A 23,465-nucleotide genomic window follows, 5' to 3' on the forward strand; every position below is an offset into this window, starting at 1 on the left:
GCGACGCGTCGATCGCGTCGCGCGGCATTCCGCCGGAGCGTGCCCGGCCGGAGAGAACCGTTGAATACGATGACGATTGCGCCTTCCTCGCCGTCGACCGCCGCACTCAAGCGCGAGCTGAAGGCTGCCGAGGCCCGCAAGCGCACGATGGCGCTGCTGCTGGTGGCGCCGCTCGCGATTTTCCTGCTGCTGATTTTCGTCGTGCCGATCGGCACGCTGCTCACGCGCGCGGTGCAGAACCCGGAGATCGCGACCGCGTTGCCGAACACGGTCGCCGCGCTGTCGGGCTGGGACCGCAAGACGCCGCCGGCGGACGCCGCGTATGTCGCGCTCGCGGCCGACATGACGAAGGTGGCCGACAGCGAGGCGATGGGTGCGCTCGCACGACGGCTGAACACCGAGATTCCCGGCTATCGCTCGCTCGTCGCGAAGACGGCGCGGACGATGCCGCTGAAGGGCGACGGCGACGCGGCGCCGTCGCCTGCGCAGACGCGCGCCAGGCTCATCGACCTCGATGCGCGCTGGGGCGAACTCGCGTACTGGCAGGCGATCGCGAAGAACGGCAGCCAGGTGTCGCCGTTCTACCTGCTCGCGGCGCTCGACCACAAGCAGGACGGTTTCGGCCATATCGTGCAGGCCGATCCCGACCAGTCGATTTACCTCGCGATCTTCGGGCGCACGTTCGTGATCGGCATCGCCGTCACGCTGTTCGCGCTGCTGCTCGGCTATCCGCTCGCATACTGGATCTCGACGCTGTCGGAACGGCGCGCGAACCTCGCGATGATCCTCGTGCTGATTCCGTTCTGGACCTCGGTGCTCGTGCGCGTCGCCGCATGGATCGTGCTGCTGCAGAGCGAAGGGCTCGTCAACAAGGCGCTGCTCGGCAGCGGGCTGATCTCGCATCCGCTGACGCTGCTGTTCAATCGCGTCGGCGTGTACATCTCGATGACGCACATCCTGCTGCCGTTCATGATCCTGCCGCTCTACAGCGTGATGAAGTCGATTCCGCCGACCTACCAGCGCGCGGCCGTATCGCTCGGCAGCCATCCGTTCGCCGCGTTCTGGCGCGTGTACGTGCCGCAGACCTATCCGGGCGTCGGCGCGGGCGCGCTGCTCGTGTTCATCCTTGCAATCGGCTACTACATCACGCCCGCGCTGCTCGGCGGGCCGAACGACCAGATGGTCAGCTACTACGTCGCGTATTTCACGAACGTGACGATCAACTGGGGCATGGCGTGTGCGCTCGGCGGGCTGCTGCTCGCGGCGACGCTCGTGCTGTACGCGGTGTACGGGCGCTTCACGCGCACCAACGTGAGCCTCGGCTGAGCGCCGGGCACAGGGAAACGGGAAGGGGATGCCCACCATGAAACTCGCCAGGCCGCTGTTCGCGCCGCACATGTCGTTCGTCGAGCGCGCGTGGTACGTCGCGTTGCGCGTGCTCGTCGTGCTGACGCTGCTGTACCTGATCCTGCCGGTGCTCGCGATCGTGCCGCTGTCGTTCTCGTCGAGCACGTTCCTCGTCTATCCGATTCCGGGTTTCTCCACGCGCTGGTACGAGAACCTGATCGCATCGGACGAGTGGCGGATGGCCGCGAAGAACAGCTTCATCGTCGCGCCGTCGGCGACGGTCGTCGCGACCGTGCTCGGCACGCTCGCGGCCATCGGCCTGACGAAGGCCGACTTCCGCGGCAAGGGGTTGCTGATGGCCGTGCTGCTGTCGCCGATGATCGTGCCCGTCGTCGTGGTCGGCGTCGGCATGTACCTGTTCTTCGCGCCGCTCGGGCTCGCGAATACCTACACGGGGCTGATCGCCGCGCACGCGGCGCTCGGCGTGCCGTTCGTCGTGACGACGGTCGCGGCGACGCTGCAGGGCTTCAACCAGAACCTCGTGCGCGCGAGCCTGTCGCTCGGCGCGAATCCGGTCACGACGTTCTTCCGCGTGACGCTGCCGGTGATCGCGCCGGGCGTGATGTCGGGCGCGCTGTTCGCGTTCGCGACGTCGTTCGACGAAGTGGTCGTCACGCTGTTCCTCGCGGGCGCGGACCAGACGACGCTGCCGCGCCAGATGTTCACCGGGATCCGCGAGAACATCAGCCCGACGATCGCCGCGCTCGCGACGATCCTGATCGTCTTCTCGACGAGCCTGCTGCTCGCGCTCGAGTGGCTGCGCGGCCGCAATGCGCGGCGCGCGGTGTCGTAAATAGCGGCGCCGGCCGCACCGTTCGGCGGGCTGCGAGGCTGCCGATCGTTGCGTCTTCAACGATGCCGCGCGTCCGACGCGGCGTGACGAAGCTTTCGTTTTGCCGACTGACGAGGCGGCCGCCTGCACGTTCGATGTGGCTCTGCAACAATACGGCTCGCGGCGCCGCGCGCTCCGTTGCCGTTGCACGGAGGATGCGGTGCCGCGCCGCTTAATCCGCGACGCCGCGCGTCGCTCGTCAGCCGAGCCCATCTTGTCCGAATTCGCTTCCCCCGCCGGCGCGCACGAGCCGGCCGTCAACTGGCGCGCGATGTCCGCCGTGCTGCTGGCCGTCGCGCTCGCGACGCTCGACACCGCGATCGCGAACACCGCGCTGCCCGCCATCGCGACCGACCTGCATGCGTCGCCGGCCGCGTCCGTGTGGATCATCAACGCGTACCAGCTCGCGATGGTCGCGACGCTGCTGCCGTTCGCGTCGCTCGGCGACATCGTCGGCCACAAGCGCGTGTATGTCGCCGGGCTCGCGGTGTTCACGCTGGCGTCGCTCGGGTGTTCGCTCGCGTCGACGCTGCCGACGCTGACGGCCGCGCGTATCGTGCAGGGCTTCGGCGCGAGCGCGATCATGAGCGTGAACGTCGCGCTGATCCGCGGCCTGTTTCCCGCGCACCGGCTCGGGCGCGGCGTCGGTTTCAACGCGCTCGTCGTCGGCGTGTCGTTCGCGGTGGGGCCGACGATCGCGTCGCTGATCCTGTCGGTGGCCGCGTGGCCGTGGCTGTTCGCGGTAAACGTGCCGCTCGGCGTGTTCGCGCTCGCCGTGGCGATTCCGTCGCTGCCGCAGACGGCGCGCGGCAAGCACGCGTTCGATCCGATTGCCGCGCTGTTCAACGTGATCACGTTCGCGTCGCTGATCTTCGCGCTCGGCGAATTCGCGCAGCGCGGGCCGCTGACGGTCGTGTTCGCGGCGGCCGCAATGGCCTTCTCGTTCGGCTGGCTGCTGATCCGCCGCCAGGCCGGGCATCCGGCGCCGATGCTGCCGGTCGACCTGTTCCGCCGGCCCGTGTTCACGCTGTCCGCGCTGACCGCCGTGTGCGCGTTCGCCGCGCAGGGGCTCGCATTCGTGTCGCTGCCGTTCTATTTCGAAACCGTCCTGCATCGCAACGCGGTCGAGACGGGGTTCCTGATGACGCCGTGGTCGGCGATCGTCGCGCTTGCCGCGCCGATCGCGGGGCGGCTGTCGGATCGTTATCCGCCCGGGCTGCTCGGTGCGATCGGCCTGGCGTTGCTGAGTGCGGGCATGGTGTCGCTCGCCGCGCTGCCGGTGTCGCCGGGCGTCGTCGACATCGGCTGGCGGATGATGCTGTGCGGCGCGGGCTTCGGCTTTTTCCAGTCGCCGAACCTGAAAGCGCTGATGTCGAGCGCGCCGCCCGAGCGCAGTGGCGGCGCGAGCGGGATCATCGCGACCGCGCGGCTGATCGGGCAGGCGACGGGCGCGGCGCTGGTTGCACTGTCGTTCGGGATCGCGGGCCGCCACGGGCCGACGCTTGCGTTGATGCTCGGGGCGGGCTTCGCGGGCGCGGCGAGCGTCGCGAGCGGGCTGCGGCTGTTCGCGCCGTCGCATCGCTCAAGCGTGTCGGCAGGGACGGAGCGGGCTACGAAGTAGAGGTCGTGTTCGCAACAATTGAGTTAAGGTTATTCTGTGAAGAATCCGGCGTGCGCGCCATCGAATCTCCACCTCACTTATCCGATGCAGAACACGACCGCCAAGCCCGTTTTGCGGGCGCTACTGAATCGAATCCGGAACTGGTTGAAGCATCACACGCGTGCCTTCAGGCGCTCAGACTTTTGGCCGGGACGCATGCTGTGGCAAGCTGCTATTGTCCCTGCAGCCTGGGCGCTGCCTGCGATAGCAGGGGTCATCGTGACCGATTGGCTCGGTAGCCACCGGTCAGTCAAGTATTTGGAAACGGCAATCCAGGAAGGCATTGGGCCACATATCTGGAATGTCTTCGCGATTCTCGGAGTTATGCTTGTCGGCTTGCTGATTGCGGCTCCTCGGCAAAGATGGCTCGCGGTCGCTGCACATCAGGTACTGCAGAATACCTACTCCCTTGGCGCGTTGACACTCGGGCTCCTGCTTGGCGAATGGATCTGTCTTTCCGCATCGCAGCACACCCCCGTATTCGTAATGGTGGCCGGGTCAATGATCGCGTTCGCGTTTTGCCTAAATCTGATCGTCTGGTATGTGGCCTTTCTCGTGTCGCCAGCGCGCTTGAATACTGGCTTCATGTACTCAGTAGCACAGCTCGCACCGCAGTTCCGTTTGCCGCTTGCGGCGCTGATTCTCGCGGTCGCGCTCAATTCGATTTATGTCTACTTGGGCAAGTAGATACTCGGATGGCGCGCATAGCCGATACGAAATTCAGGAGTATTGAGTCCCACGGTGAGGGTACTGATACGGCATGCGGCCAAACACTGTCGACGGCGCGGACGGAAATTCCCTATTAGCAATGTTTGGCCAGTAGGCCATTTGGTTTCAGCGCGTGTATATCGTTTGAGCATTTGCATCGTCTTATGGTCGGTGATATTGGCGGCTTTGACCGGATGCAGGTCCTTTTCAAAGAAGCGGCTTGCTGCTTCATGACGTAAGCCGGCGCGCGGCAAACCATCGCCGCGCGCCGGCCTTCATGCATCGCTCAGAACCCGCCCGACTTGATCAGCTGGTTGAGGTTCGCGATGTTCAGGCTGCCGAAGCCGGTCGTCGGATCCCACCCGGTGCCGGCCTTGTAGCCATACCCCTGATAGCCGTTGTTGCCCGACACGACGTCATAGCGCACGAGCGACGGATGCGACGGAATGTCCGCATAGAAATTGGCGGCGGGGAAGCCGAGGCCCGTGCCGTTCGCCGCGAGCAGCCGCGCCCAGAAGCCCGTGAAGATCGGGGCGGCGAGGCTCGTGCCGCCGATCTGCTGCAACTGGCCGTAGTTGTAGATGTACGCGCCCGTGCTTTGGGCGGCATCGAACGCGACGTCCGGCAACTGGCGATTGCTGCCCGACTGCCACGACGGCGCGGGCAGGATCGTGCTGACGCCGCCGCCCGTCGCCCACAGCTTGCCGTTCGAATCGAGCCCTTCGTTCCACACCGTTTCGTTCGAGAACGCGCCGGCCGACGTCGTGTAGAGCGTCGTGCCGCCGATCGCGAGCACGTGCGGCGACGAAGCCGGCCACGACACCGTGTAGTTCGAGCCGTCCGGATAGCCGCGGTTGTTGCACTCGTACACGCCTTCGTCGCCCGACGATACCGAGAACGTCTGGCCTTGCGCGGCTGCCGTCGTGAAGATCTGTTCCTCGGCGTCGAGCGTGCCGTCCGCGTTCGCATCGGTTTCGCACCAGCCGAGCGAGACGTTGATCACCTTCGCGGTGTTGTCCGACACCGCGCGGTTGAACGCCTGCGTGAGGCCGGTGTTGCCGGCGGCGTTGAGGTCCGCCATGTAGAACACCAGCTTGCCGACCTGGCCGCCGGCCGAGCCGACGATCGACTGGCTGTCGAGATCCCATTCGCCCTGGCCGTCCTGGTCGTCGGTGTAGCTGCCGCCCGTGCCGTTGGTCTTGACGGTCTGCGTCGCGACCGTGCCGTAGCCGTTGCTCGACGTGAACTGCTTCAGGTCCTGCAGCGTCTGCGATACGCCGCCGATCGTGATGATGCCGACGGTCACGCCGGCCGCGGTCGGCACGCCGGTCGCGTTGTAGAGGCCCGGAAATTCCTTCGGGTAGTGGCCCGTCGCCGTGCCGGCCGCGAGCGCCTGCGGCTTCGCGACGTTGCCGATGCGCAGCATCGGTCGCGCACGCGCGACGCTTTGCAGCCCGAGCACCGAGCCGACGACGTCGCCGAGCGCACGCGGCACCTGCGCGGTCGACGTGTTGGCGAAGCCGGAGCGGCCCGCGTACTGGAAGTGCACGAGCGACGTGTTGAACGCGGTCTTCACCGTGCCGGCCGTGCCGTGCGCGGAGACCAGCAGCCGGTTCGGCGCGACTTCGACGTTCACGAAGCCGCTCTTGCGCAGATAGTCGACGACCGACTTCACCTGCGCGTCGGTCGGCGCGTAGTTCGCGAGGAACTGCTCGTGCGTCAGGTACTGGCGGTAATGCGCGCTGCCGGGCCGGTTCACGTCGCGCGCCAGTTGCTTGAGCTGCGCGGCGTTGCGCAGCTTCAGGCTGACGACGACGTCGGTCGTCTCGCCGGCCGCGAGTTCGAGCGACGGCGCCGCGCTTTGCGCCATCAACTGCGGGCCGGTCAGAAAGGCCTTCGTATGGGTATCGACCCAATCCGTCGTCGCGTGCGCCGCGGCGGCGGCGAACACGAGCGGTGCCACGCACGCGAGGCGGCGGGGCGACGGAAGGGGAAGGGCAAACCAGGCGTTCCTTTTCATCGGGAGTCCTTTTTTAGGAGAGGCGACGTTACTGGAACCCCCGGCCCTTGTGGGGCCGCGAGCGGTGACGAGCGTAGGGCGTCGGTGCCGTTCGGGTAGCTGCCAGTTTCCATAGCTGTCAGTTCTGACAACGCGGGCGCGCGAGTGCGTGCGCGGCGCAGTGCGCGCCGGAAGTGGCGGGGCCGGTGAGCGGAACCGGTTCTCGGTGCGACGGCGCGGCAATGCGTGTCGCTCACACGCACGCGTCGTTCGTTGCAGCATCGGAATATGCGCGAGCGTGGACGGGCGCGCCGCGCGGATGCATGGCGTTTGTGTGTCAATGGCTGCACGTCGGGTCGCACTATGTGGTCATTGGAAGCGACTCGTCAGGAACCGATTCGCGCAGGGACGCGAACGCGGCTGGCCGACCCCGAACGTTTCCCGAACTGTGGAACAGCGCATCGGCCAGTCTTGCAGGCTGCTTTCGAATCGCGCGTCGTTATCGCGGATTAGAGGAAAGACTCGAATCCGGCGTCCGCGCGAGCCGATGCGACGCACGCGCCGGCCGCGCAGGATCGAACGACGCCGTTCGCGAAATTCCGCCTTGACGCGCGCCGATCAGCGGATATCCTTCAATCCATAACCGGACGGTTATGGATTTTGGACGATATGCAAAACGCTCAGGACACGCTTTTCAGGACGCTTGCCGATCCCACGCGCCGCGCGCTGTTCGAGCGACTGTGCGCGGAGGGGGAATTGACGGTTGCCGCGCTGACGGCCCACGCGGGCGTCTCGCAGCCGGCCGTATCGAAGCACCTTGGCGTACTGAAGCAGGCCGGGCTTGTGAACGACCGTCACGAAGGCCGGCAGACGCACTACCGCGCGCAGCCGCAAGCGCTGGCCCCGTTGATCGACTGGACGAGCCAGATGGCAGGTTTCTGGCAGAGCCGGTTCGATGCCCTCGAAGATCTGCTCAAAAGGATGGATCAGTAATGAACCACGCCACGACCGAAACGCGCTCCGTCGTCGTCGACCGGGAGCTACCCCATCCGCCGGAGAAGATTTGGCGCGCGCTCACGCAACCGCACCTGATCGAGGCGTGGCTCATGAAGAGCGACTTCGCGCCCGTCGCGGGCCATGCCTTCCGTTTCCGCGCGGACTGGGGCTCGGTCGACTGCACGGTCCTCACGATCGAGCCGCATCGCACGCTGTCCTATACGTGGGCGGCGCATGGCCTCGAAAGCATCGTCACATGGACGCTCACGCCGACCCCGGCCGGCACGCACCTGCGCATGGAGCAGGTCGGCTTCCGCCCCGACCAGGAGCAGGCGTACCGCGGCGCGCAGTACGGCTGGGTACGGTTCTTCGACACGCTCGAACAGGTGCTGTCGCGTCCCGACGAAGGCACGGAGGCCCGCGCATGAGTGCACCGGACCTCACACCGTCGGCGCGCATCGATGCGCTGATCGCAGGCATCGCCGACTGGCGCGGCAAGACCTTGGCCGACGTGCGCCGGACGATCCTCGCGGCGCAAGCGGGCATCGTCGAGGAATGGAAATGGATGGGCAGCCCCGTCTGGTCATGCGACGGGATGATCGCGGTGGCGAACGCGCACAAGGGCAAGGTGAAAGTGACGTTCATGCACGGCGCGCAGCTCCCCGATCCGGACAAGCTGTTCAACGACGGCCTCGACGGCAATGCGCGACGCGCGATCGATCTGTTCGAAGGCGACAAGCTCGACAAGCGGGCGTTGAAGAATCTCGTGCGCGCGGCGATCGAATACAACCGCACGCACCTGAAGAAGAACGCGCGAGGCTCGGGTGCGAAGGCGCGCGCAGACAAGGCGGCGTAAGGCCGCGTAAGACCGCGTACGGCACGGGCGAAAAAAAGCCCGACACGAGGTCGGGCATCCAAATCGGCCGCAACCGCCCGCGAGGCGGCTGCGGCGCCTGCAACAGCCGTGCGCTTACGCTGCGAGCAGCGAGCGCAGCACGAACGGCAGGATCCCGCCGTGCTTGTAGTAGTCGACTTCGATCGGCGTATCGATGCGCAGCAGCACCGGCACGCGCTGGGTTTCGCCGTTCTTGCGATGGATCACGAGCGTGACGTCCTGCTGCGGCTTGAAGTCGTCGCCGAGGCCTTCGATGTCGTACGTCTCTTCGCCGGTGATGCCGAGCGACTGGACGCTGTCCGCGCCCTTGAACTGCAGCGGCAGCACGCCCATGCCGACCAGGTTCGAGCGGTGGATGCGCTCGAAGCTGCGCGCGATCACGGCCTTCACGCCGAGCAACTGCGTGCCCTTCGCGGCCCAGTCGCGCGACGAGCCCGTGCCATACTCTTCGCCCGCGAACACGACGGTCGGCGTGCCGGCGTCGACGTACTTCATCGCCGCATCGTAGATCGACAGCTGTTCGCCGCTCGGCTGGTGGATCGTCAGGCCGCCCTCGACGCGCGTGCCGTCGGCCTTCGCCGGGATCATCAGGTTCTTGATCCGGACGTTCGCGAACGTGCCGCGCATCATCACGTCGTGGTTGCCGCGGCGCGAGCCGTAGCTGTTGAAGTCGGCCTTCTGCACGCCGTTTTCCTTCAGCCACTTGCCGGCCGGCGAATCTTCCTTGATCGAGCCTGCCGGGCTGATGTGGTCGGTCGTGACCGAGTCGCCGAAGATGCCGAGCGCACGCGCGCCCTTGACCGTCGGGATCGACGCAGCCGGCTCCATCGAGAAGTCGTTGCCGAAGAACGGCGGCTCGGCGATGTAGGTCGACTTCGGCCAGTCGTAGACTTCGCCCGATTCGCCCTCGATCTTGCTCCAGAGATCGCCCTTCTTGGTCAGCTTCGAGTAGTTGTCCTCGAACTTCTTCGGATCGAGCGCGAACTTGAGCAGCGCGTGGATTTCTTCGCTCGTCGGCCAGATGTCGCCGAGGTAGATGTCGCGGCCGCCCTTGCCCTTGCCGACCGGCTCGGTCATCAGGTCGCGCGTGATGTTGCCGGCGATCGCGTACGCGACGACGAGCGGCGGCGACGCGAGGAAGTTCGCGCGGATGTTCGGGTGAATGCGCGCTTCGAAGTTACGGTTGCCCGACAGCACGGCCGCCGCGACGATGTCGTTCTTCGTGATCGCTTCGTTCAGTTCCGGCGTCAGGTCGCCCGCGTTGCCGATACAGGTCGTGCAGCCATAGGCCGCGACTTCGAAGCCGAGCTTCGACAGGTAGGGCAGCAGGCCCGTCTTCGTCAGGTATTCGGTGACGATGCGCGATCCCGGCGCGAGCGAGGTCTTGATCTTCGGATCGACCGTGAGGCCGGCCTCGACCGCCTTCTTCGCGAGCAGGCCAGCAGCCAGCAGCACGCTCGGGTTCGACGTGTTCGTGCACGACGTGATCGCGGCGATCAGCACGTCGCCGTTCTTCACGTCGACGCCGTTGCTCGTCGTGTACTGCGTGTTCAGGTCTTCCGCCTTCTTCGCGAAGCCGTTCTCCGCGACCGGCTTCGAGAACAGGTCGGTGAACGTCGACTTGACGTTGCCGATCTCGATGCGGTCCTGCGGGCGCTTCGGGCCGGCCAGCGACGGGGCGACCGTCGCCAGGTCGAGCGTCACCGTCTTCGTGTAGTCGATGTCGCCGGCCTTCGGGATGCCGAACAGGTTCTGCGCCTTGAAGTAGTTTTCGAACGCGGCGATTTCGGCCTTCGTGCGGCCCGTGCCTTCGAAGTAGTCGATCGTCTTTTCGTCGACCGGGAAGAAGCCCATCGTCGCGCCGTATTCCGGCGCCATGTTGCCGATCGTCGCGCGGTCCGGCAGCGACAGCGACTGCGTGCCTTCGCCGAAGAATTCGACGAACTTGCCGACGACCTTCTCCTTGCGCAGCATTTCGGTGATCGTCAGCACCAGGTCGGTGGCCGTCACGCCTTCGCGCAGCCTGCCCTTGAGCTCGACGCCGACGACGTCCGGCGTCAGGAAGTACACCGGCTGGCCGAGCATGCCGGCTTCCGCTTCGATGCCGCCCACGCCCCAGCCGACCACGCCGATGCCGTTGATCATCGTCGTGTGGCTGTCCGTGCCGACGAGCGTGTCCGGGTAGTACACGGTGTCGGCGCCGTCGGTCTTCTTGTGGACGCCGCGCGCGAGGTATTCGAGGTTCACCTGGTGCACGATGCCGACGCCCGGCGGCACGACCTTGAACGTGTCGAACGCCTGCATGCCCCACTTCATGAACTGGTAGCGCTCGTTGTTGCGCTGGAATTCCAGCTTCATGTTCAGGTCGAGCGCGTCCTTCTGGCGGAAGTAGTCGATCTGGACCGAGTGGTCGACGACGAGATCGACCGGCACCAGCGGCTCGATCTTCTTCGGGTTCTTGCCCGTGCGTTCGGCGACGCCGCGCATGGCCGCGATGTCCGCGAGCAGCGGCACGCCCGTGAAGTCCTGCAGCACGACACGCGACACGACGAACGGAATCTCGTCGACGCGTTTCGCGGTCGGCTTCCAGTTCGCGAGCTGCTCGATGTGCTCTTCGGTGATCTTCTTGCCGTCGTAGTTGCGCAGCACGGACTCGAGCACGATGCGGATCGACACCGGCAGGCGTTCGATCTTCGTCTTCAGTTCCTTGCCGAGTTGCGGCAGCGAGTAGAACTTGCCTTTGCCGGAACCGCTGTCGAATTCCTTGAGGGTCTTGTGGAGATTGTGGGCCATGGTGATTTTCCTGGGTTTGAGGCTAGGAAACAACGTGTCCTGCAGCTATATCACATACAAGTCGACGTACTCATCGACCGGCATCGCTTCGAGCTTTGCCTGGTCCAGCGACACGTCGAGAATCGCTTGTTGCTGCTTGGCCGGGAAGCGGCGGGCGAGGTTGGTCCGGAATTTGTCGACCAGCAGCGGGATGCCGTCCGCACGGCGCCGCCGATGGCCGAGCGGGTACTCGACCGCCACTTCGGCAAGCTTCGATCCGTCCGTGAACTCGATCGTCAGCGCATTCGCGATCGATCGCTTGTCCGGATCGTGATAATCCTTCGTGAACTGCGGATCCTCGACGCATACGGTCTTCGCGCGCAGCGCGTCGATGCGCGGGTCCGCCGCGGCCGCGTCTTCGTAGTCGGCCGCGGTCAGCCGGCCGAACAGCAGCGGCACGGCGACCATGTACTGGATGCAGTGGTCGCGGTCGGCCGGATTGGCGAGCGGGCCCTGCTTGTCGATGATGCGGATCGCGGCCGCATGCGTGCGGATCGTGATCCGGGCGATCTCGTCGGTCGTGCGGCCCGCCGCGGCGAGCTGCGCGTGCAGTTGCAGCGCGGCCTCGGCGGCCGTCTGCGCATGGAATTCGGCGGGGAACGCGATCTTGAACAGCACGTTTTCCATCACGTACGTGCCGTACGGGCGCTGGAAGCGGAACGGCTTGCCGTCGAACAGCACGTCGTAGAAGCCCCAGGTCTTGGCGGTGAGCGCCGACGGATAGCCCATTTCACCGGTTTTCGCGATCAGCGCGAGGCGCACCGCGCGGGACGTGGCGTCGCCGGCCGCCCAGGACTTGCGCGAACCGGTGTTCGGCGCATGGCGGTAGGTGCGCAGCGCGTGTCCGTCGACGAACGCATGGGAGACCGCGTTGATCAGCTCGTCGCGCGTGAGTCCGAGCAGCCGGCCGACGACGGCCGTCGACGCGACCTTCACGAGCAGCACGTGGTCGAGCCCGACCGCGTTGAACGCGTTCTCGAGCGCGAGGCAGCCCTGGATCTCGTGGGCCTGGATCATCGCGACCAGCACGTCGCGCATCGCGAGCGGCTTGCGGCCGGCCGCGCGGGCCGTGCGGGAGAGCCAGTCGGCCGTCGCCAGGATTCCGCCGAGGTTGTCGGACGGATGCCCCCATTCGGCGGCGAGCCAGGTGTCGTTGAAGTCCAGCCAGCGGATCATCGCGCCGATGCCGAACGCGGCCTGGACGGGATCGAGCTGGAAGGACGTGCCGGGCACCTTCGCGCCGTTCGGCACGATCGTGCCGGGCACGACCGGGCCGAGCAGCTTGGTGCAGGCAGGGTAGGACAGCGCCTCGAGTCCGCATCCGAGCGTGTCGATCAGGCAATGACGCGCCGTCTCCAGCGCGAGCGCGCTGGCGATGCCGGGGTTCAGCACGTAGTCGACGATGTCGACGAGTACCGTATCCGGAGCAGGGCGGACGTTGGAGACCGGGGCGGACATCGAGGGGCCGAGAGGAACGTGCTTAGTTCGTTGCCGGCTTCAGCTCGTTCGCCTGCGTCGGCGCTGCGCCGCCTTGTGCCATTTCCGGCGTCACGCATTCGTCAGCGAGGCGCTCGCCGCCGTTTGCGTCGGAGAACAGCATCGCCTTGCTCGGGATCACGACCAGCTTGAAGCCGGCTGCCGGATCGTAGAACGTGTCGGCGCCCGTCGTCGTGGCCTGACGCGGCAGCTTGTAGTTCTTCTTCGCCCAGTGAACCGTGACGACCTGGTCGCGCTTCATGTCGCCGGCGAGGTCGAACGACAGACCTTCCTTGCAGGACCACTTGACCGCGCCGTCCGGTACCGGATCGACCTTGGCGGCCGCGCGCGCCTGCGCCTTCTTGCTGCGCGGGATGATGCGCTTGGCCGGCGCCGGGCGCTTGGCCGTGGCCTTCTTCGTGGTGGCCGTACCCTGGGCAAACGCGCTCGGAGCCGACACCAGCATCGTGGCGGACAAGGCGCCGATGGCGGTAGCGATCAGGAGTTTCTTCATGGAGTCAGAACCTTTCGATAATCAGTTGACAAGGGCCGGCAATCGAAACCGCCGGCCGGTTTGAAACTGCACGCGCCCCGAAAGCGCGCAGCGGCCGCTATTTTCACCTATTTGGCCGCGCATACATCAGGTTTTCGGGCTCCGTTACGTTTTTTGTCGTTTCGCAAACGTCTGTCCGGTTCGCGAAATCGCGCATGCATGAAACTCGTGTATCGGCCGGCGGCGCGCACTCAACGCGCGGCGCCCGCGGCGGCCGGGCCGAACAGCGGCGCGGCGTCGTCCGGTACGGGCTGGCCGGTGGCCCGCGCGCGGCGCAGCACCGACCAGTAATAACGATAACTCGCGCGATCGTGCAGCGTATCGCCGTGGCGCGTCGGGCCCCAGTCGGCGGCCTGCGCGGCCAGCAGGATCTCGGCGGCGAGCGTGACTTCGTCGGTGCGCGGTGCGAACGCGTCGACGATCGGACGGATCTGCGCGGGGTGGATGCTCCACATCCGCGTGAAGGCGAACTCGTCGCGCGCGCGGCGTGCGTCGCCGGCGACGACACCCATGTCGCGCACCTCGGTCGTCACGTTGTGCGACGGCGTCTTGCCGTGCGCGTGACAGGCCGCGGTGATTTCCAGCTTCGCGCGGCGGACGAGCGGGTGGTCGAACTGGCCGGGCGAGCGCATCGCGGTATCGGGGATCGCGCCGTGGTGCGCGGAGACGAAATCCATCAGCCCGAAGCTCAGCGTGCCGACCGTCGGCAGCGCGGCGAGGGCGGCCGCCTGCGCGAGCGCGCCGTGCGTCTCGACCAGCACGTCGACCGCGATCGGCTGCGCGATGCCGAGCTCGCGGCGCGTGCCTTCGATGAACGCGGTCATTTCGGCCGCGTCGGCGGCGTTCGCGACCTTCGGCAGCGTGATGTAGGCGGGTGCGCGCGCTGCGCGCAGCACGATGCGCACGTCGTCGCGCCAGTGCGGGTGGGAAAAGTCGTGGATGCGGACGCCGACGCGGCCGAAGCGGTTCTCGGCGCTGCCGAGCAGGTCGGCGACGAGCGCCGCGTGCGCGGCTTCCTGGCCGACGGCCGCACCGTCCTCGCAGTCGAGCGTGACGTCGAACACGGGGCCCAGCTCGGCCTGCAGCGCGAGCGACTTGCGCATCAGCTTCTCGCTGCCCGCGTAGTGATCGCAGCAGGGCAGGATCGCGGGCGGTGACGCCCCGTCGTACAGCACTTGTGCAGGAGTGAGCGCGGCCATCTCGTCTACGTCAGGGAAGCGGGTCAACGTGGAGAAAATCGGATTCGGGCAGGTTCTGGGCCGGCGCGCGGCGGGCGCGGGCGGCAAAACGTGCGCGAATCGGATCGATCGGCAGGGCCGGCGGCGTGCCGGCCCGTACCGAAGCCGGGCGCCCCGAAGGTCGCCCGGCGCGATGCGTGAGGCTTAGTTCTTCAGCAGGTGGGCGACGCCGTCGCGCTCTTCGAGCAGCTCGGCCAGCGTGCCGTCCATCTTCTCGCGCGAGAACGCGTCGATTTCCAGGCCTTCGACGCGCTTGTACTCGCCGTTTTCGCAGGTGACCGGCACGCCGTAGATGATGTCTTCGGGGATGCCGTACGAGCCGTCCGACGGGATGCCCATCGTGACCCACTTGCCGTTCGTGCCGAGCACCCAGTCACGGACGTGGTCGATCGCCGCGTTGGCTGCCGACGCGGCCGACGACAGGCCGCGCGCTTCGATGATCGCCGCGCCGCGCTTGCCGACGGTCGGGATGAACGTGTCGCGGTTCCACACGTCGTCGTTGATCAGCTTCAGCAGCGATTCGCCTTCGGCGGTCGCGAAGCGGAAGTCGGGGTACATCGTCGGCGAGTGGTTGCCCCACACGGCGAGCTTCTCGATCGACGCGACCGGCTTGCCCGACTTGGCGGCGAGCTGCGACAGCGCGCGGTTGTGGTCGAGGCGCAGCATGGCCGTGAAGTTCTTCTTCGGCAGATCCGGCGCCGACTTCATCGCGATGTATGCGTTCGTGTTCGCCGGGTTGCCGACGACCAGCACCTTCACGTCGCGGCTGGCGACTTCGTTCAGCGCAGCGCCCTGAACCGTGAAGATCTCGGCGTTCGCCGACAGCAGGTCCTTGCGCTCCATGCCCTTCGAGCGCGGACGTGCACCGACCAGCAGCGCGACGTCTGCATCCTTGAATGCCACCTTCGGATCGTCGGTGATCACGACGCCTGCGAGCAGCGGGAACGCGCAGTCGTCGAGTTCCATCACGACGCCTTTGACGGCGGCTTGGGCTTGCGGGAGGTCGAGCAGTTGCAGGATGACCGGCTGATCCTTGCCGAGCAGGTCGCCGTTCGCGATGCGGAACAGCAGGGAATAAGCGATTTGACCTGCGGCGCCGGTGACGGCAACGCGCTTTGCGGGCTTAGCCATTGAAAATCTCCAGGACGGGTGAAGCGTTGGACGCGAGCGAAAACGCCATTCTATGCGCGTTGTGCGTAGCGTTGCATTGAAGCAGGGCGGAGGACTCGCGATGGCGGACGCGGTGAACCTGGAGACGGCCGTGGCACGTAGCCGGGGACGCGCTGTTGCACCCGCGAACCCTTGCTCGACCGGGAGTGTAGGAGCCGTCACGCGCAAAGTCAAACGGTATCATATGTCTTATATAAGACAGATGTTTTGCGGAAATTGAGTGGACGAAAAAGTGCGGTTTGTGATGAAATGCGCGCCATGACATCGAACCAGGCGAACACCGCGAATCAGACCGGCGCAGGCGGCCCAGGGCAGCCCGGCGCGGGCGATGCCGCAGCCTCGCCCGCGGCGTCCGCGTCGCCGACGTTCAGCCCGTTATACCAGCAGATCAAGTCATTGATCACGCAAAGTCTCGAATCCGGCGAATGGAAGCCCGGCGAGATCATCCCCAGCGAAGTGGAGCTCGCGGCCCGCTACAAGGTCAGCCAGGGCACCGTGCGCAAGGCGATCGACGAGCTGGCCGCCGAAAACCTCGTGGTCCGGCGGCAGGGCAAGGGTACGTTTGTTGCAACGCACAACGAGGATCGCGCGCAATTCCGCTTCCTGCGGCTGCTGGCCGACGACGGCGCCGAGCACCCGCACGTGAGCCGCCTGCTCGAATGCCGGCGCCTGCGCGCGCCGGCCGAGATCGCGCGGCAGCTCGACCTGAAGCCCGCCGATCCGGTCGTGCAGGTGCGCCGCCTGCTGGAATTCGACGGCGAAGTGACGGTGCTCGACGAGATCTGGCTGCCGGGCGCGATGTTTCGCGGGCTCACGTTCGAGCGGCTGAGCGAGTACAAGGGGCCGCTCTACGCGATGTTCGAGACGGAGTTCGGTACGCGGATGATCCGCGCGACGGAGAAGATCCGCGCGGTGGCGGCGGATCCGGCGGTGGCCGACCTGCTGCACGTGCCGGCGGGCTTCCCGCTGCTGTCGGTCGAGCGCGTGTCCTATACGTACGGGGACCGGCCGGTGGAGGTGCGTCGCGGCTGGTATGTCACAACCGGGTACTACTATCAGAATGACTTGAGCTGACGACGTTCGGCTCAGCCGCGTGCCTTCGCGTTTCCCACGCTCGCGAAGCACGTTTCGGGCCGCCTTTGTTCTTGTTCGCGCAATTATCCAGAGCAGACTTTCGCTGCAGCGCGATATAAAAAGGCGCTAAAATCGCGGATTAGTGTGACAACATAGTAGGGGTCTAGCATGACTGACGCAGTAAGAAAGCCGAGGCCGGAATACCGGAACATCGGAATCGGCGACATCACGTTGAAATATCGCATGCCGCTGGCGGCGACATTGTCGATTCTCCATCGTATCAGCGGCGCGCTGCTGTTCCTGTTCCTGCCGTTCCTGCTGTTCCTCTTCGACCAGAGCCTCACCTCCGAGCTCAGCTTCGAAGTCTTCAAGGCTTTCCTCTCCAACATCGTCGTCAAGCTGATCGTCCTCGCGTTGTCGTGGGCCTTCTTCCACCATTTCTGCGCCGGCATTCGCCACCTGCTGATGGACGTCAACCACGACGCCGTCTCGAAGGAAGGCGGCAAGCGGACGGCCGTCGTCGTCTTTGTCGTCTCGATCGCGCTGACGATCGCCATGGCACTCAAACTGTTCGGAGCATTCTAAGAAAATGGCAGCCAATAACCGAATCGGCTCGAAGCGCCTCGTCGTCGGCGCACACTACGGCCTGCGCGACTGGCTCGCGCAGCGCGTCACCGCCACGATCATGGCGGTCTACACGGTCATTCTGCTCGTCCTCTTCTTCGGCGCGCACGATTTCTCGTACGAAGGCTGGGCATCGATCTTCGCCGCGCAATGGATGAAGCTCGCGACCTTCGTGATGCTGCTCTCCCTCTTCTACCACGCATGGGTCGGCGTGCGCGACATCTGGATGGACTACGTGAAGCCCGTCGGTGTGCGCCTGCTGCTGCAATCGCTGACCATCGTCTGGCTGCTCGCATGTGCGGGCTATGCCGCGCAGATTCTCTGGAGAGTGTAAAGAATGGCTGCAATCAAAACTTCCCTCCCGCGCCGCAAGTTCGACGTCGTGATCGTCGGCGCAGGCGGCTCCGGCTTGCGCGCAGCGCTGCAACTGTCGCGCGCGGGCCTGTCGGTCGGCGTGCTGTCGAAGGTGTTTCCGACGCGTTCGCACACGGTCGCCGCGCAAGGCGGCATCGGCGCGTCGCTCGGCAACATGAGCGAAGACAACTGGCACTTCCACTTCTACGACACGATCAAGGGCTCCGACTGGCTCGGCGACCAGGACGCGATCGAATTCATGTGCCGTGAAGCGCCGAACGTCGTGTACGAGCTCGAGCACTTCGGCATGCCGTTCGACCGCAACGCGGACGGCACGATCTACCAGCGCCCGTTCGGCGGCCACACCGCGAACTACGGCGAGAAGCCGGTCCAGCGCGCTTGCGCGGCCGCCGACCGTACCGGTCACGCGCTGCTGCACACGCTGTACCAGCAGAACGTCGAGGCGAAGACGCAGTTCTTCGTCGAATGGATGGCGCTCGACCTGATCCGCGACGCGGACGGCGACGTGCTCGGCGTGACGGCGCTCGAAATGGAAACGGGCGACGTCTACATCATGGAAGGCAAGACGACGCTGTTCGCGACGGGCGGCGCAGGCCGGATCTTCGCGGCGTCGACCAACGCGTTCATCAACACCGGCGACGGCCTCGGCATGGCCGCGCGCTCGGGCATCGCGCTGCAGGACATGGAGTTCTGGCAGTTCCACCCGACCGGCGTGGCCGGCGCGGGCGTGCTGATCACCGAAGGCGTGCGCGGCGAGGGCGGCATCCTGCGCAACTCGAACGGCGAGCGCTTCATGGAGCGCTACGCGCCGACGCTGAAGGATCTGGCGCCGCGTGACTTCGTGTCGCGTTCGATGGACCAGGAAATCAAGGAAGGCCGCGGCGTCGGTCCGAACAAGGATCACGTGCTGCTCGACCTGTCGCACATCGGCGCTGAGACGATCATGAAGCGTCTGCCGTCGATCCGCGAAATCGCGCTGAAGTTCGCGAACGTCGACTGCATCAAGGAACCGATTCCGGTCGTCCCGACGATCCACTACCAGATGGGCGGCATCCCGACCAACATCCACGGTCAGGTCGTCGGCACGTCGCGCGATCACAAGGAACCGGTCAACGGCTTCTACGCAGTGGGCGAATGCTCGTGCGTGTCCGTGCACGGCGCGAACCGCCTCGGCACGAACTCGCTGCTGGACCTCGTGGTGTTCGGCCGTGCGGCCGGCAACCACATCGTCGAGCACGTGAAGAACCAGAAGGAACACAAGCCGCTGCCGGCCGACGCAGGCGAATTCTCGCTGGCGCGCCTCGCGAAGCTCGACAAGTCGACGTCGGGCGAATACACGCAGGACGTCGCGAACGACATCCGCTCGACGATGCAGAAGCACGCAGGCGTGTTCCGCACGTCGGAACTGCTGAAGGAAGGCGTCGACCAGATGGCCGGCCTGAGGGCGCGCGTGGAAAACATCCACCTGAAGGACAAGTCGAAGGTGTTCAACACCGCGCGCGTCGAAGCGCTCGAGCTGGAGAACCTGATCGAAGTGGCCCGCGCGACGATGGTGTCGGCGGAAGCGCGCAAGGAAAGCCGCGGCGCGCACGCGCACAGCGACTACGAGCACCGCGACGACGAGAACTGGCTGCGCCACACGCTGTGGTACAGCGAAGGCGATCGCCTCGACTACAAGCCGGTACAAATGAAGCCGCTGACGGTCGAATCCGTGCCGCCGAAGCCGCGCACGTTCTAAGCCGAGTCAAAGGAATCCGAAATGGCAAAACGCATTTTTGAAGTCTACCGCTACGATCCGGACAAGGACGCGGCGCCGCGCATGCAGACGTACGAGCTCGAGATCCAGCATGAGCGCATGCTGCTCGACGCACTGGTCAAGCTGAAGGCTCTGGACGAGACGCTGTCGTTCCGCCGTTCGTGCCGCGAAGGCGTGTGCGGCTCGGACGCGATGAACATCAACGGCAAGAACGGTCTCGCGTGCCTGACGAACCTGAACGACCTGCCGCAGAAGATCGTGCTGCGCCCGCTGCCGGGCCTGCCCGTCGTGCGCGACCTGATCGTCGACATGACGCACTTCTTCAACCAGTACCACTCGATCAAGCCGTACCTGATCAACGACGCGCCGCCGCCCGAGAAGGAGCGCCTGCAGTCGCCGGAAGAGCGCGACGAGCTCGACGGCGTGTACGAGTGCATTCTGTGCGCGAGCTGCTCGACGTCGTGCCCGAGCTTCTGGTGGAACCCGGACAAGTTCGTCGGCCCGGCCGGCCTGCTGCAGGCTTACCGCTTCATCGCGGACAGCCGCGACACCGCCACCGGCGAGCGTCTGGACAACCTCGAAGACCCGTACCGTCTGTTCCGTTGCCACACGATCATGAACTGCGTCGACGTGTGCCCGAAGGGCCTGAACCCGACGAAGGCGATCGGCAAGATCAAGGAACTGATGGTTCGCCGCGCGGTATAAAGTTTGATGAGCGACGATTCGCATCAATCCGACCCGCACCGTCGCGCACGCCTTCGCTGGCGTGCGCGGCGGGGTCTGCTGGAGAACGACATCGTGTTCGAGCGTTTCTTCGGCAGATACGAGCATGACCTCACCGATGCAGACGTAGGCGCGTTGTCGCGCCTGCTCGATCTGAGCGACAACGACCTGATGGACTTGCTCCTCGCGCGCAAGGAACCAGAAGGCGACCTAGACAGCCCGGATGTTCACCGGCTGTTGGAGATGCTGCGCAACGTGTAATCACGTTCCGCCCGTTATCGAATCCCGTTTCTTTATTTCGATTGAGGATGTGCCATGACTCCGTCTGATGTTAAAGCCACGCTATCGTTCAGCGACAACTCGCCGAGCGTCGAACTGCCGATCTACAAGGGCACGATGGGCCCGGACGTGATCGACATCCGCAAGCTGTACGGCCAGACCGGCAAGTTCACGTACGACCCGGGCTTCATGTCGACGGCTTCGTGCAATTCGGCGATCACGTACATCGACGGCGACAAGGGCGAACTGCTGTACCGCGGCTACCCGATCGACAACCTCGCGCAAAACGCCGACTTCCTCGAAAGCTGCTACCTGCTGCTGAAGGGCGAACTGCCGAACGCGGCACAGAAGAAGGAATTCGTCGACACCGTCACGAAGCACACGATGGTGCACGAGCAGATGCACTTCTTCTTCCGCGGCTTCCGTCGCGACGCGCACCCGATGGCGGTGCTGGTGGCGGCCGTCGGCGCGCTGTCGGCGTTCTATCACGACTCGCTCGACATCAACGATCCGCGTCACCGCGAAGTGTCGGCAATCCGCATGATCGCGAAGCTGCCGACGCTCGTCGCGATGGCGTACAAGTTCAGCATCGGCCAGCCGTTCGTCTATCCGAAGAACGAACTGTCGTACAGCGCGAACTTCATGCACATGATGTTCTCGAACCCGTGCGAAGAGTACAAGGTCAACGACGTGCTGGTCCGCGCGCTCGACCGTATCCTGATCCTGCACGCCGATCACGAGCAGAACGCATCGACGTCGACGGTCCGCCTGGCCGGTTCGTCGGGCGCGAACCCGTTCGCGTGTATCGCGGCCGGTATCGCCTGTCTGTGGGGCCCGGCGCACGGCGGCGCGAACGAAGCCGCGCTGAACATGCTCGAGCAGATCGGTTCGCCGGACAACATCCCCGAATTCATCAAGCAGGTGAAGGACAAGAATTCGGGCGTGAAGCTGATGGGCTTCGGTCACCGCGTGTACAAGAACTACGACCCGCGTGCGAAGCTGATGCGCGAAACGTGCTACGAAGTGCTGAACGAACTGGGCCTGCACGACGACCCGCTGTTCAAGCTCGCGATGCAGCTCGAGAAGATCGCGCTGGAAGACGAATACTTCGTGTCGCGCAAGCTGTACCCGAACGTCGACTTCTACTCGGGCATCGTCCAGCGCGCGCTGGGCATCCCGACGTCGATGTTCACGTGTATCTTCGCGATGGCACGCACGGTCGGCTGGATCGCACAGTGGAACGAAATGATTGCCGATCCGGAACAGAAGATCGGCCGTCCGCGCCAGCTGTTCATCGGCGATACGCCGCGCGAAGCGAAGCCGCTCAACGCACGTTAAACCGTGTGCGCCGCGAACGGCCGGCAGGCCGCTCGCGTCGGGCAATCGCAACGCCACGACACCCCGACGGGTCAGCCCGTCGGGGTGTTTTCATTTGCGCGGCCGACGCCGGCCCGATCCGGCGCGGCGCTCCAGCGACGGCGGCCGTGTGTCGAGCGCGAGCGCATCGTCGTCGGGTGCGTGGCCGTGCTGCTTGAAGAACTGCCGGTACGCGCCGGGCGTCGTGCCGCGCGCGGCGAGGAACTGGCGATTGAAGTTCGCGGCATTCGGAATGCCGCAGCGCGCGGCCACCGTCGCGATCGGCCAGTCGGTGCCGACGAGATGGCGACAGGCATGCGCGAGCCGCAACCGTTGCACGTAGCGGCCGACGCTTTCGCCGAGATGCCGGACGAACAGCCGTTGCAGCGTGCGTTCGGACAGGTGCGCGACAGCGGCGAGTGCGTCGATGCGCAGCGGTTCGTGGAAATGCCGGTCGATCGCGTCGAGCACGCGATCGAGGCGTTCGGCTTCGGGCGCGGCCGGATCGGCCGGCGATGGCGCACCGTCGGGCTGGCCGTACGCGTGCGCGGTGGCGAGCGGTTCGCCACCGGCTTCCGCGAGATCGGCAAGCGTGTCGAGCGTGGCCGCGAGCCTCGCGCGCGGCGACGGATCGAGCAACAGCGGCAGGCGCGCGCGCATCGCGCGGGCCGTCTCCACGTCGAAGCGCAGGCCCGGCGCCGCGCGCCGCAGCAGCGAACGCAGCGGCGCGTATTCGACGCAGCAGTCGGCCAGCCGCCGCACCCAGTCGCCGTCGAACCAGACGACGAGCGCGACCTCGGGCGCGTCGCGATCGATGCGCGCGTTCGACGACCACGTATGCGGCAGGTTCGGCGGCACGAGCACGAGATCGTCGTCCGCGTAGCGCGCGACATGATCGCCGATGAAGCGTTGGCCACGGCTGTTGAGCGTCAGCGTCAGTTCGTATTCGGGGTGGCGATGCCACTCGAACGGAATGCGCGCGAGCTGACGGTGATAGACGCGGATCGAACAGCCGGGCGCGAACGTCACGTGCTCGTATTGCGGTTTCATCGCGGCCTCCGGTAGGGGGCGGGCAGCGCGCCGTGGCATGATCGTGAGCGATCGTCACCACGGAGCGATGCCATGTTTTCACATGTTTGCGTGGGCGTCGGCGATACGGCGCGCGCCTACGATTTCTACGCGCCGCTGTTCGCCGAACTCGGGCTGCGCCTGAAATTCCGCGAACCGGACGGCTGGTCGGGCTGGATGCCGGCCGACGCCGAGCGGCCGCTGTTCTTCTTCGGCAAGCCGCTCGATGGCCGGCCGCCCGAACCGGGCAATGGCCACACGATCGCGTTCGATGCGCCGACCCGTGCCCACGTCGACCGCTGTCACGCGCTCGCGCTGCGACAGGGCGGCGTCTGCGAGGGGCCGCCGGGCCTGCGGCCGCACTATCACCGCGACTACTACGGCGCCTATTTCCGCGACCCGGACGACAACAAGCTCTGCGTGGTCTGCCATCGTCGCGAATGA

22 protein-coding genes are annotated in these 23,465 nt (G+C 65.9%); 15 read left to right on the forward strand and 7 right to left on the reverse strand.

Going from position 1 to position 23,465, the window contains the following annotated elements:
- Positions 1–69: 69 nt before the first annotated feature.
- The 4 genes from WS54_RS04125 (at position 70) to WS54_RS04140 (ending at position 4,586) form a co-directional block, all read left to right on the forward strand.
- Positions 70–1,326: an ABC transporter permease gene (locus WS54_RS04125; RefSeq protein ID WP_059785082.1), complete on the forward strand. Its 1,257-nt coding sequence runs from the start codon at positions 70–72 to the stop codon at positions 1,324–1,326.
- A gap of 37 nt (positions 1,327–1,363) precedes the next feature.
- The gene (locus tag WS54_RS04130) at positions 1,364–2,200 is read left to right on the forward strand and encodes an ABC transporter permease (RefSeq protein ID WP_027782591.1); all 837 of its coding nucleotides are present in this window, start codon (positions 1,364–1,366) and stop codon (positions 2,198–2,200) included.
- A gap of 253 nt (positions 2,201–2,453) precedes the next feature.
- Positions 2,454–3,860: an MFS transporter gene (locus tag WS54_RS04135; protein ID WP_082725158.1), complete on the forward strand. Its 1,407-nt coding sequence runs from the start codon at positions 2,454–2,456 to the stop codon at positions 3,858–3,860.
- A gap of 84 nt (positions 3,861–3,944) precedes the next feature.
- Positions 3,945–4,586, forward strand: a complete 642-nt coding sequence (locus WS54_RS04140; protein ID WP_059784015.1) for a hypothetical protein — start codon at positions 3,945–3,947, stop codon at positions 4,584–4,586.
- A gap of 307 nt (positions 4,587–4,893) precedes the next feature.
- On the opposite strand, the gene WS54_RS04150 is transcribed toward WS54_RS04140, so the two are convergent.
- Positions 4,894–6,627, reverse strand: a complete 1,734-nt coding sequence (locus tag WS54_RS04150) for a S53 family peptidase (RefSeq protein WP_059784013.1) — start codon at positions 6,625–6,627, stop codon at positions 4,894–4,896.
- A 648-nt stretch (positions 6,628–7,275) separates the two neighbouring features.
- Between WS54_RS04150 and WS54_RS04160 the strand changes: the two genes are divergently transcribed.
- Genes WS54_RS04160 through WS54_RS04170 form a run of 3 tightly spaced genes read left to right on the forward strand, consistent with a single transcriptional unit; the run spans position 7,276 to position 8,458 of the window.
- The gene (locus WS54_RS04160; protein WP_059784011.1) at positions 7,276–7,599 is read left to right on the forward strand and encodes an ArsR/SmtB family transcription factor; all 324 of its coding nucleotides are present in this window, start codon (positions 7,276–7,278) and stop codon (positions 7,597–7,599) included.
- On the forward strand, positions 7,599–8,030 hold the full coding sequence (locus WS54_RS04165; protein WP_059784009.1) for an SRPBCC family protein: 432 nt from the start codon (positions 7,599–7,601) through the stop codon (positions 8,028–8,030). Before WS54_RS04160 ends, WS54_RS04165 begins: the two co-directional genes overlap by 1 nt.
- Entirely contained in the window at positions 8,027–8,458 is a 432-nt protein-coding gene (locus WS54_RS04170; RefSeq protein WP_059784008.1) for a DUF1801 domain-containing protein, read from the forward strand. Before WS54_RS04165 ends, WS54_RS04170 begins: the two co-directional genes overlap by 4 nt.
- 114 nt (positions 8,459–8,572) lie before the next feature.
- Here the strand turns inward: WS54_RS04170 and acnA are convergent, their stop codons facing one another.
- From acnA to WS54_RS04195, 5 genes are all read right to left on the reverse strand, one after another.
- Positions 8,573–11,290 (reverse strand): aconitate hydratase AcnA, encoded by a 2,718-nt coding sequence (gene acnA / locus WS54_RS04175; protein ID WP_034205192.1) that lies wholly within the window; start codon positions 11,288–11,290, stop codon positions 8,573–8,575.
- Between the two features lie 45 nt (positions 11,291–11,335).
- Positions 11,336–12,787: a bifunctional 2-methylcitrate dehydratase/aconitate hydratase gene (locus WS54_RS04180; protein WP_059784006.1), complete on the reverse strand. Its 1,452-nt coding sequence runs from the start codon at positions 12,785–12,787 to the stop codon at positions 11,336–11,338.
- A gap of 22 nt (positions 12,788–12,809) precedes the next feature.
- Entirely contained in the window at positions 12,810–13,319 is a 510-nt protein-coding gene (locus WS54_RS04185; RefSeq protein ID WP_034205190.1) for a hypothetical protein, read from the reverse strand.
- 230 nt (positions 13,320–13,549) lie between these two features.
- Positions 13,550–14,557 carry an HpcH/HpaI aldolase/citrate lyase family protein gene (locus tag WS54_RS04190; RefSeq protein ID WP_034205189.1) on the reverse strand — a complete coding sequence of 336 codons (1,008 nt, stop codon included), beginning with the start codon at positions 14,555–14,557 and terminating at the stop codon, positions 13,550–13,552.
- Positions 14,558–14,740: 183 nt separating this feature from the next.
- Positions 14,741–15,727: a malate dehydrogenase gene (locus WS54_RS04195; protein WP_006487742.1), complete on the reverse strand. Its 987-nt coding sequence runs from the start codon at positions 15,725–15,727 to the stop codon at positions 14,741–14,743.
- A gap of 288 nt (positions 15,728–16,015) precedes the next feature.
- Between WS54_RS04195 and WS54_RS04200 the strand changes: the two genes are divergently transcribed.
- The 7 genes from WS54_RS04200 to gltA all read left to right on the forward strand — a co-directional run bounded on the left by WS54_RS04200 (position 16,016) and on the right by gltA (position 21,935).
- Complete coding sequence (locus WS54_RS04200) at positions 16,016–16,840, forward strand: GntR family transcriptional regulator (protein WP_080747666.1); 825 nt, start codon at positions 16,016–16,018, stop codon at positions 16,838–16,840.
- Between the two features lie 168 nt (positions 16,841–17,008).
- Positions 17,009–17,425 carry a succinate dehydrogenase, cytochrome b556 subunit gene (sdhC, locus tag WS54_RS04205; RefSeq protein ID WP_034205188.1) on the forward strand — a complete coding sequence of 139 codons (417 nt, stop codon included), beginning with the start codon at positions 17,009–17,011 and terminating at the stop codon, positions 17,423–17,425.
- A 4-nt stretch (positions 17,426–17,429) separates the two neighbouring features.
- A complete protein-coding gene (gene sdhD, locus WS54_RS04210) occupies positions 17,430–17,798 on the forward strand; it encodes a succinate dehydrogenase, hydrophobic membrane anchor protein (RefSeq protein ID WP_006487767.1) in 369 nt (122 codons plus the stop codon).
- A gap of 3 nt (positions 17,799–17,801) precedes the next feature.
- Entirely contained in the window at positions 17,802–19,577 is a 1,776-nt protein-coding gene (sdhA, locus tag WS54_RS04215; protein ID WP_059784004.1) for a succinate dehydrogenase flavoprotein subunit, read from the forward strand.
- A gap of 21 nt (positions 19,578–19,598) precedes the next feature.
- On the forward strand, positions 19,599–20,300 hold the full coding sequence (locus WS54_RS04220) for a succinate dehydrogenase iron-sulfur subunit (RefSeq protein WP_006479352.1): 702 nt from the start codon (positions 19,599–19,601) through the stop codon (positions 20,298–20,300).
- A gap of 6 nt (positions 20,301–20,306) precedes the next feature.
- Complete coding sequence (locus tag WS54_RS04225; protein ID WP_034205186.1) at positions 20,307–20,579, forward strand: FAD assembly factor SdhE; 273 nt, start codon at positions 20,307–20,309, stop codon at positions 20,577–20,579.
- A 54-nt stretch (positions 20,580–20,633) separates the two neighbouring features.
- The gene (gene gltA / locus WS54_RS04230) at positions 20,634–21,935 is read left to right on the forward strand and encodes a citrate synthase (protein WP_034205185.1); all 1,302 of its coding nucleotides are present in this window, start codon (positions 20,634–20,636) and stop codon (positions 21,933–21,935) included.
- A gap of 90 nt (positions 21,936–22,025) precedes the next feature.
- Here gltA and WS54_RS04235 read toward each other — a convergent pair whose 3' ends face one another.
- Positions 22,026–23,003: a helix-turn-helix domain-containing protein gene (locus WS54_RS04235; protein ID WP_059784003.1), complete on the reverse strand. Its 978-nt coding sequence runs from the start codon at positions 23,001–23,003 to the stop codon at positions 22,026–22,028.
- A gap of 72 nt (positions 23,004–23,075) precedes the next feature.
- Here WS54_RS04235 and WS54_RS04240 point away from each other — a divergent pair, with 72 nt between their 5' ends.
- On the forward strand, positions 23,076–23,465 hold the full coding sequence (locus tag WS54_RS04240; RefSeq protein WP_059784001.1) for a VOC family protein: 390 nt from the start codon (positions 23,076–23,078) through the stop codon (positions 23,463–23,465).

This window comes from Burkholderia sp. NRF60-BP8, from assembly GCF_001522585.2.
In the GTDB taxonomy this organism is placed as follows: Bacteria; Pseudomonadota; Gammaproteobacteria; order Burkholderiales; family Burkholderiaceae; genus Burkholderia.

Excerpts from the sequence above, each read along its gene's own strand:
- WS54_RS04180 (WP_059784006.1), bottom strand. The coding sequence starts at position 12,787 with ATGTCCGCCCCGGTCTCCAACGTCCGCCCTGCTCCGGATACGGTACTC.
- WS54_RS04200 (WP_080747666.1), top strand. The coding sequence starts at position 16,016 with ATGCGCGCCATGACATCGAACCAGGCGAACACCGCGAATCAGACCGGC.
- WS54_RS04125 (WP_059785082.1), top strand. The coding sequence starts at position 70 with ATGACGATTGCGCCTTCCTCGCCGTCGACCGCCGCACTCAAGCGCGAG.
- sdhD (WP_006487767.1), top strand. The coding sequence starts at position 17,430 with ATGGCAGCCAATAACCGAATCGGCTCGAAGCGCCTCGTCGTCGGCGCA.
- WS54_RS04185 (WP_034205190.1), bottom strand. The coding sequence starts at position 13,319 with ATGAAGAAACTCCTGATCGCTACCGCCATCGGCGCCTTGTCCGCCACG.
- WS54_RS04225 (WP_034205186.1), top strand. The coding sequence starts at position 20,307 with ATGAGCGACGATTCGCATCAATCCGACCCGCACCGTCGCGCACGCCTT.
- WS54_RS04235 (WP_059784003.1), bottom strand. The coding sequence starts at position 23,003 with ATGAAACCGCAATACGAGCACGTGACGTTCGCGCCCGGCTGTTCGATC.
- WS54_RS04130 (WP_027782591.1), top strand. The coding sequence starts at position 1,364 with ATGAAACTCGCCAGGCCGCTGTTCGCGCCGCACATGTCGTTCGTCGAG.
- WS54_RS04220 (WP_006479352.1), top strand. The coding sequence starts at position 19,599 with ATGGCAAAACGCATTTTTGAAGTCTACCGCTACGATCCGGACAAGGAC.
- gltA (WP_034205185.1), top strand. The coding sequence starts at position 20,634 with ATGACTCCGTCTGATGTTAAAGCCACGCTATCGTTCAGCGACAACTCG.
- acnA (WP_034205192.1), bottom strand. The coding sequence starts at position 11,290 with ATGGCCCACAATCTCCACAAGACCCTCAAGGAATTCGACAGCGGTTCC.
- sdhA (WP_059784004.1), top strand. The coding sequence starts at position 17,802 with ATGGCTGCAATCAAAACTTCCCTCCCGCGCCGCAAGTTCGACGTCGTG.
- WS54_RS04190 (WP_034205189.1), bottom strand. The coding sequence starts at position 14,557 with ATGGCCGCGCTCACTCCTGCACAAGTGCTGTACGACGGGGCGTCACCG.
- WS54_RS04170 (WP_059784008.1), top strand. The coding sequence starts at position 8,027 with ATGAGTGCACCGGACCTCACACCGTCGGCGCGCATCGATGCGCTGATC.
- sdhC (WP_034205188.1), top strand. The coding sequence starts at position 17,009 with ATGACTGACGCAGTAAGAAAGCCGAGGCCGGAATACCGGAACATCGGA.
- WS54_RS04240 (WP_059784001.1), top strand. The coding sequence starts at position 23,076 with ATGTTTTCACATGTTTGCGTGGGCGTCGGCGATACGGCGCGCGCCTAC.
- WS54_RS04165 (WP_059784009.1), top strand. The coding sequence starts at position 7,599 with ATGAACCACGCCACGACCGAAACGCGCTCCGTCGTCGTCGACCGGGAG.
- WS54_RS04160 (WP_059784011.1), top strand. The coding sequence starts at position 7,276 with ATGCAAAACGCTCAGGACACGCTTTTCAGGACGCTTGCCGATCCCACG.
- WS54_RS04195 (WP_006487742.1), bottom strand. The coding sequence starts at position 15,727 with ATGGCTAAGCCCGCAAAGCGCGTTGCCGTCACCGGCGCCGCAGGTCAA.
- WS54_RS04140 (WP_059784015.1), top strand. The coding sequence starts at position 3,945 with ATGCAGAACACGACCGCCAAGCCCGTTTTGCGGGCGCTACTGAATCGA.
- WS54_RS04150 (WP_059784013.1), bottom strand. The coding sequence starts at position 6,627 with ATGAAAAGGAACGCCTGGTTTGCCCTTCCCCTTCCGTCGCCCCGCCGC.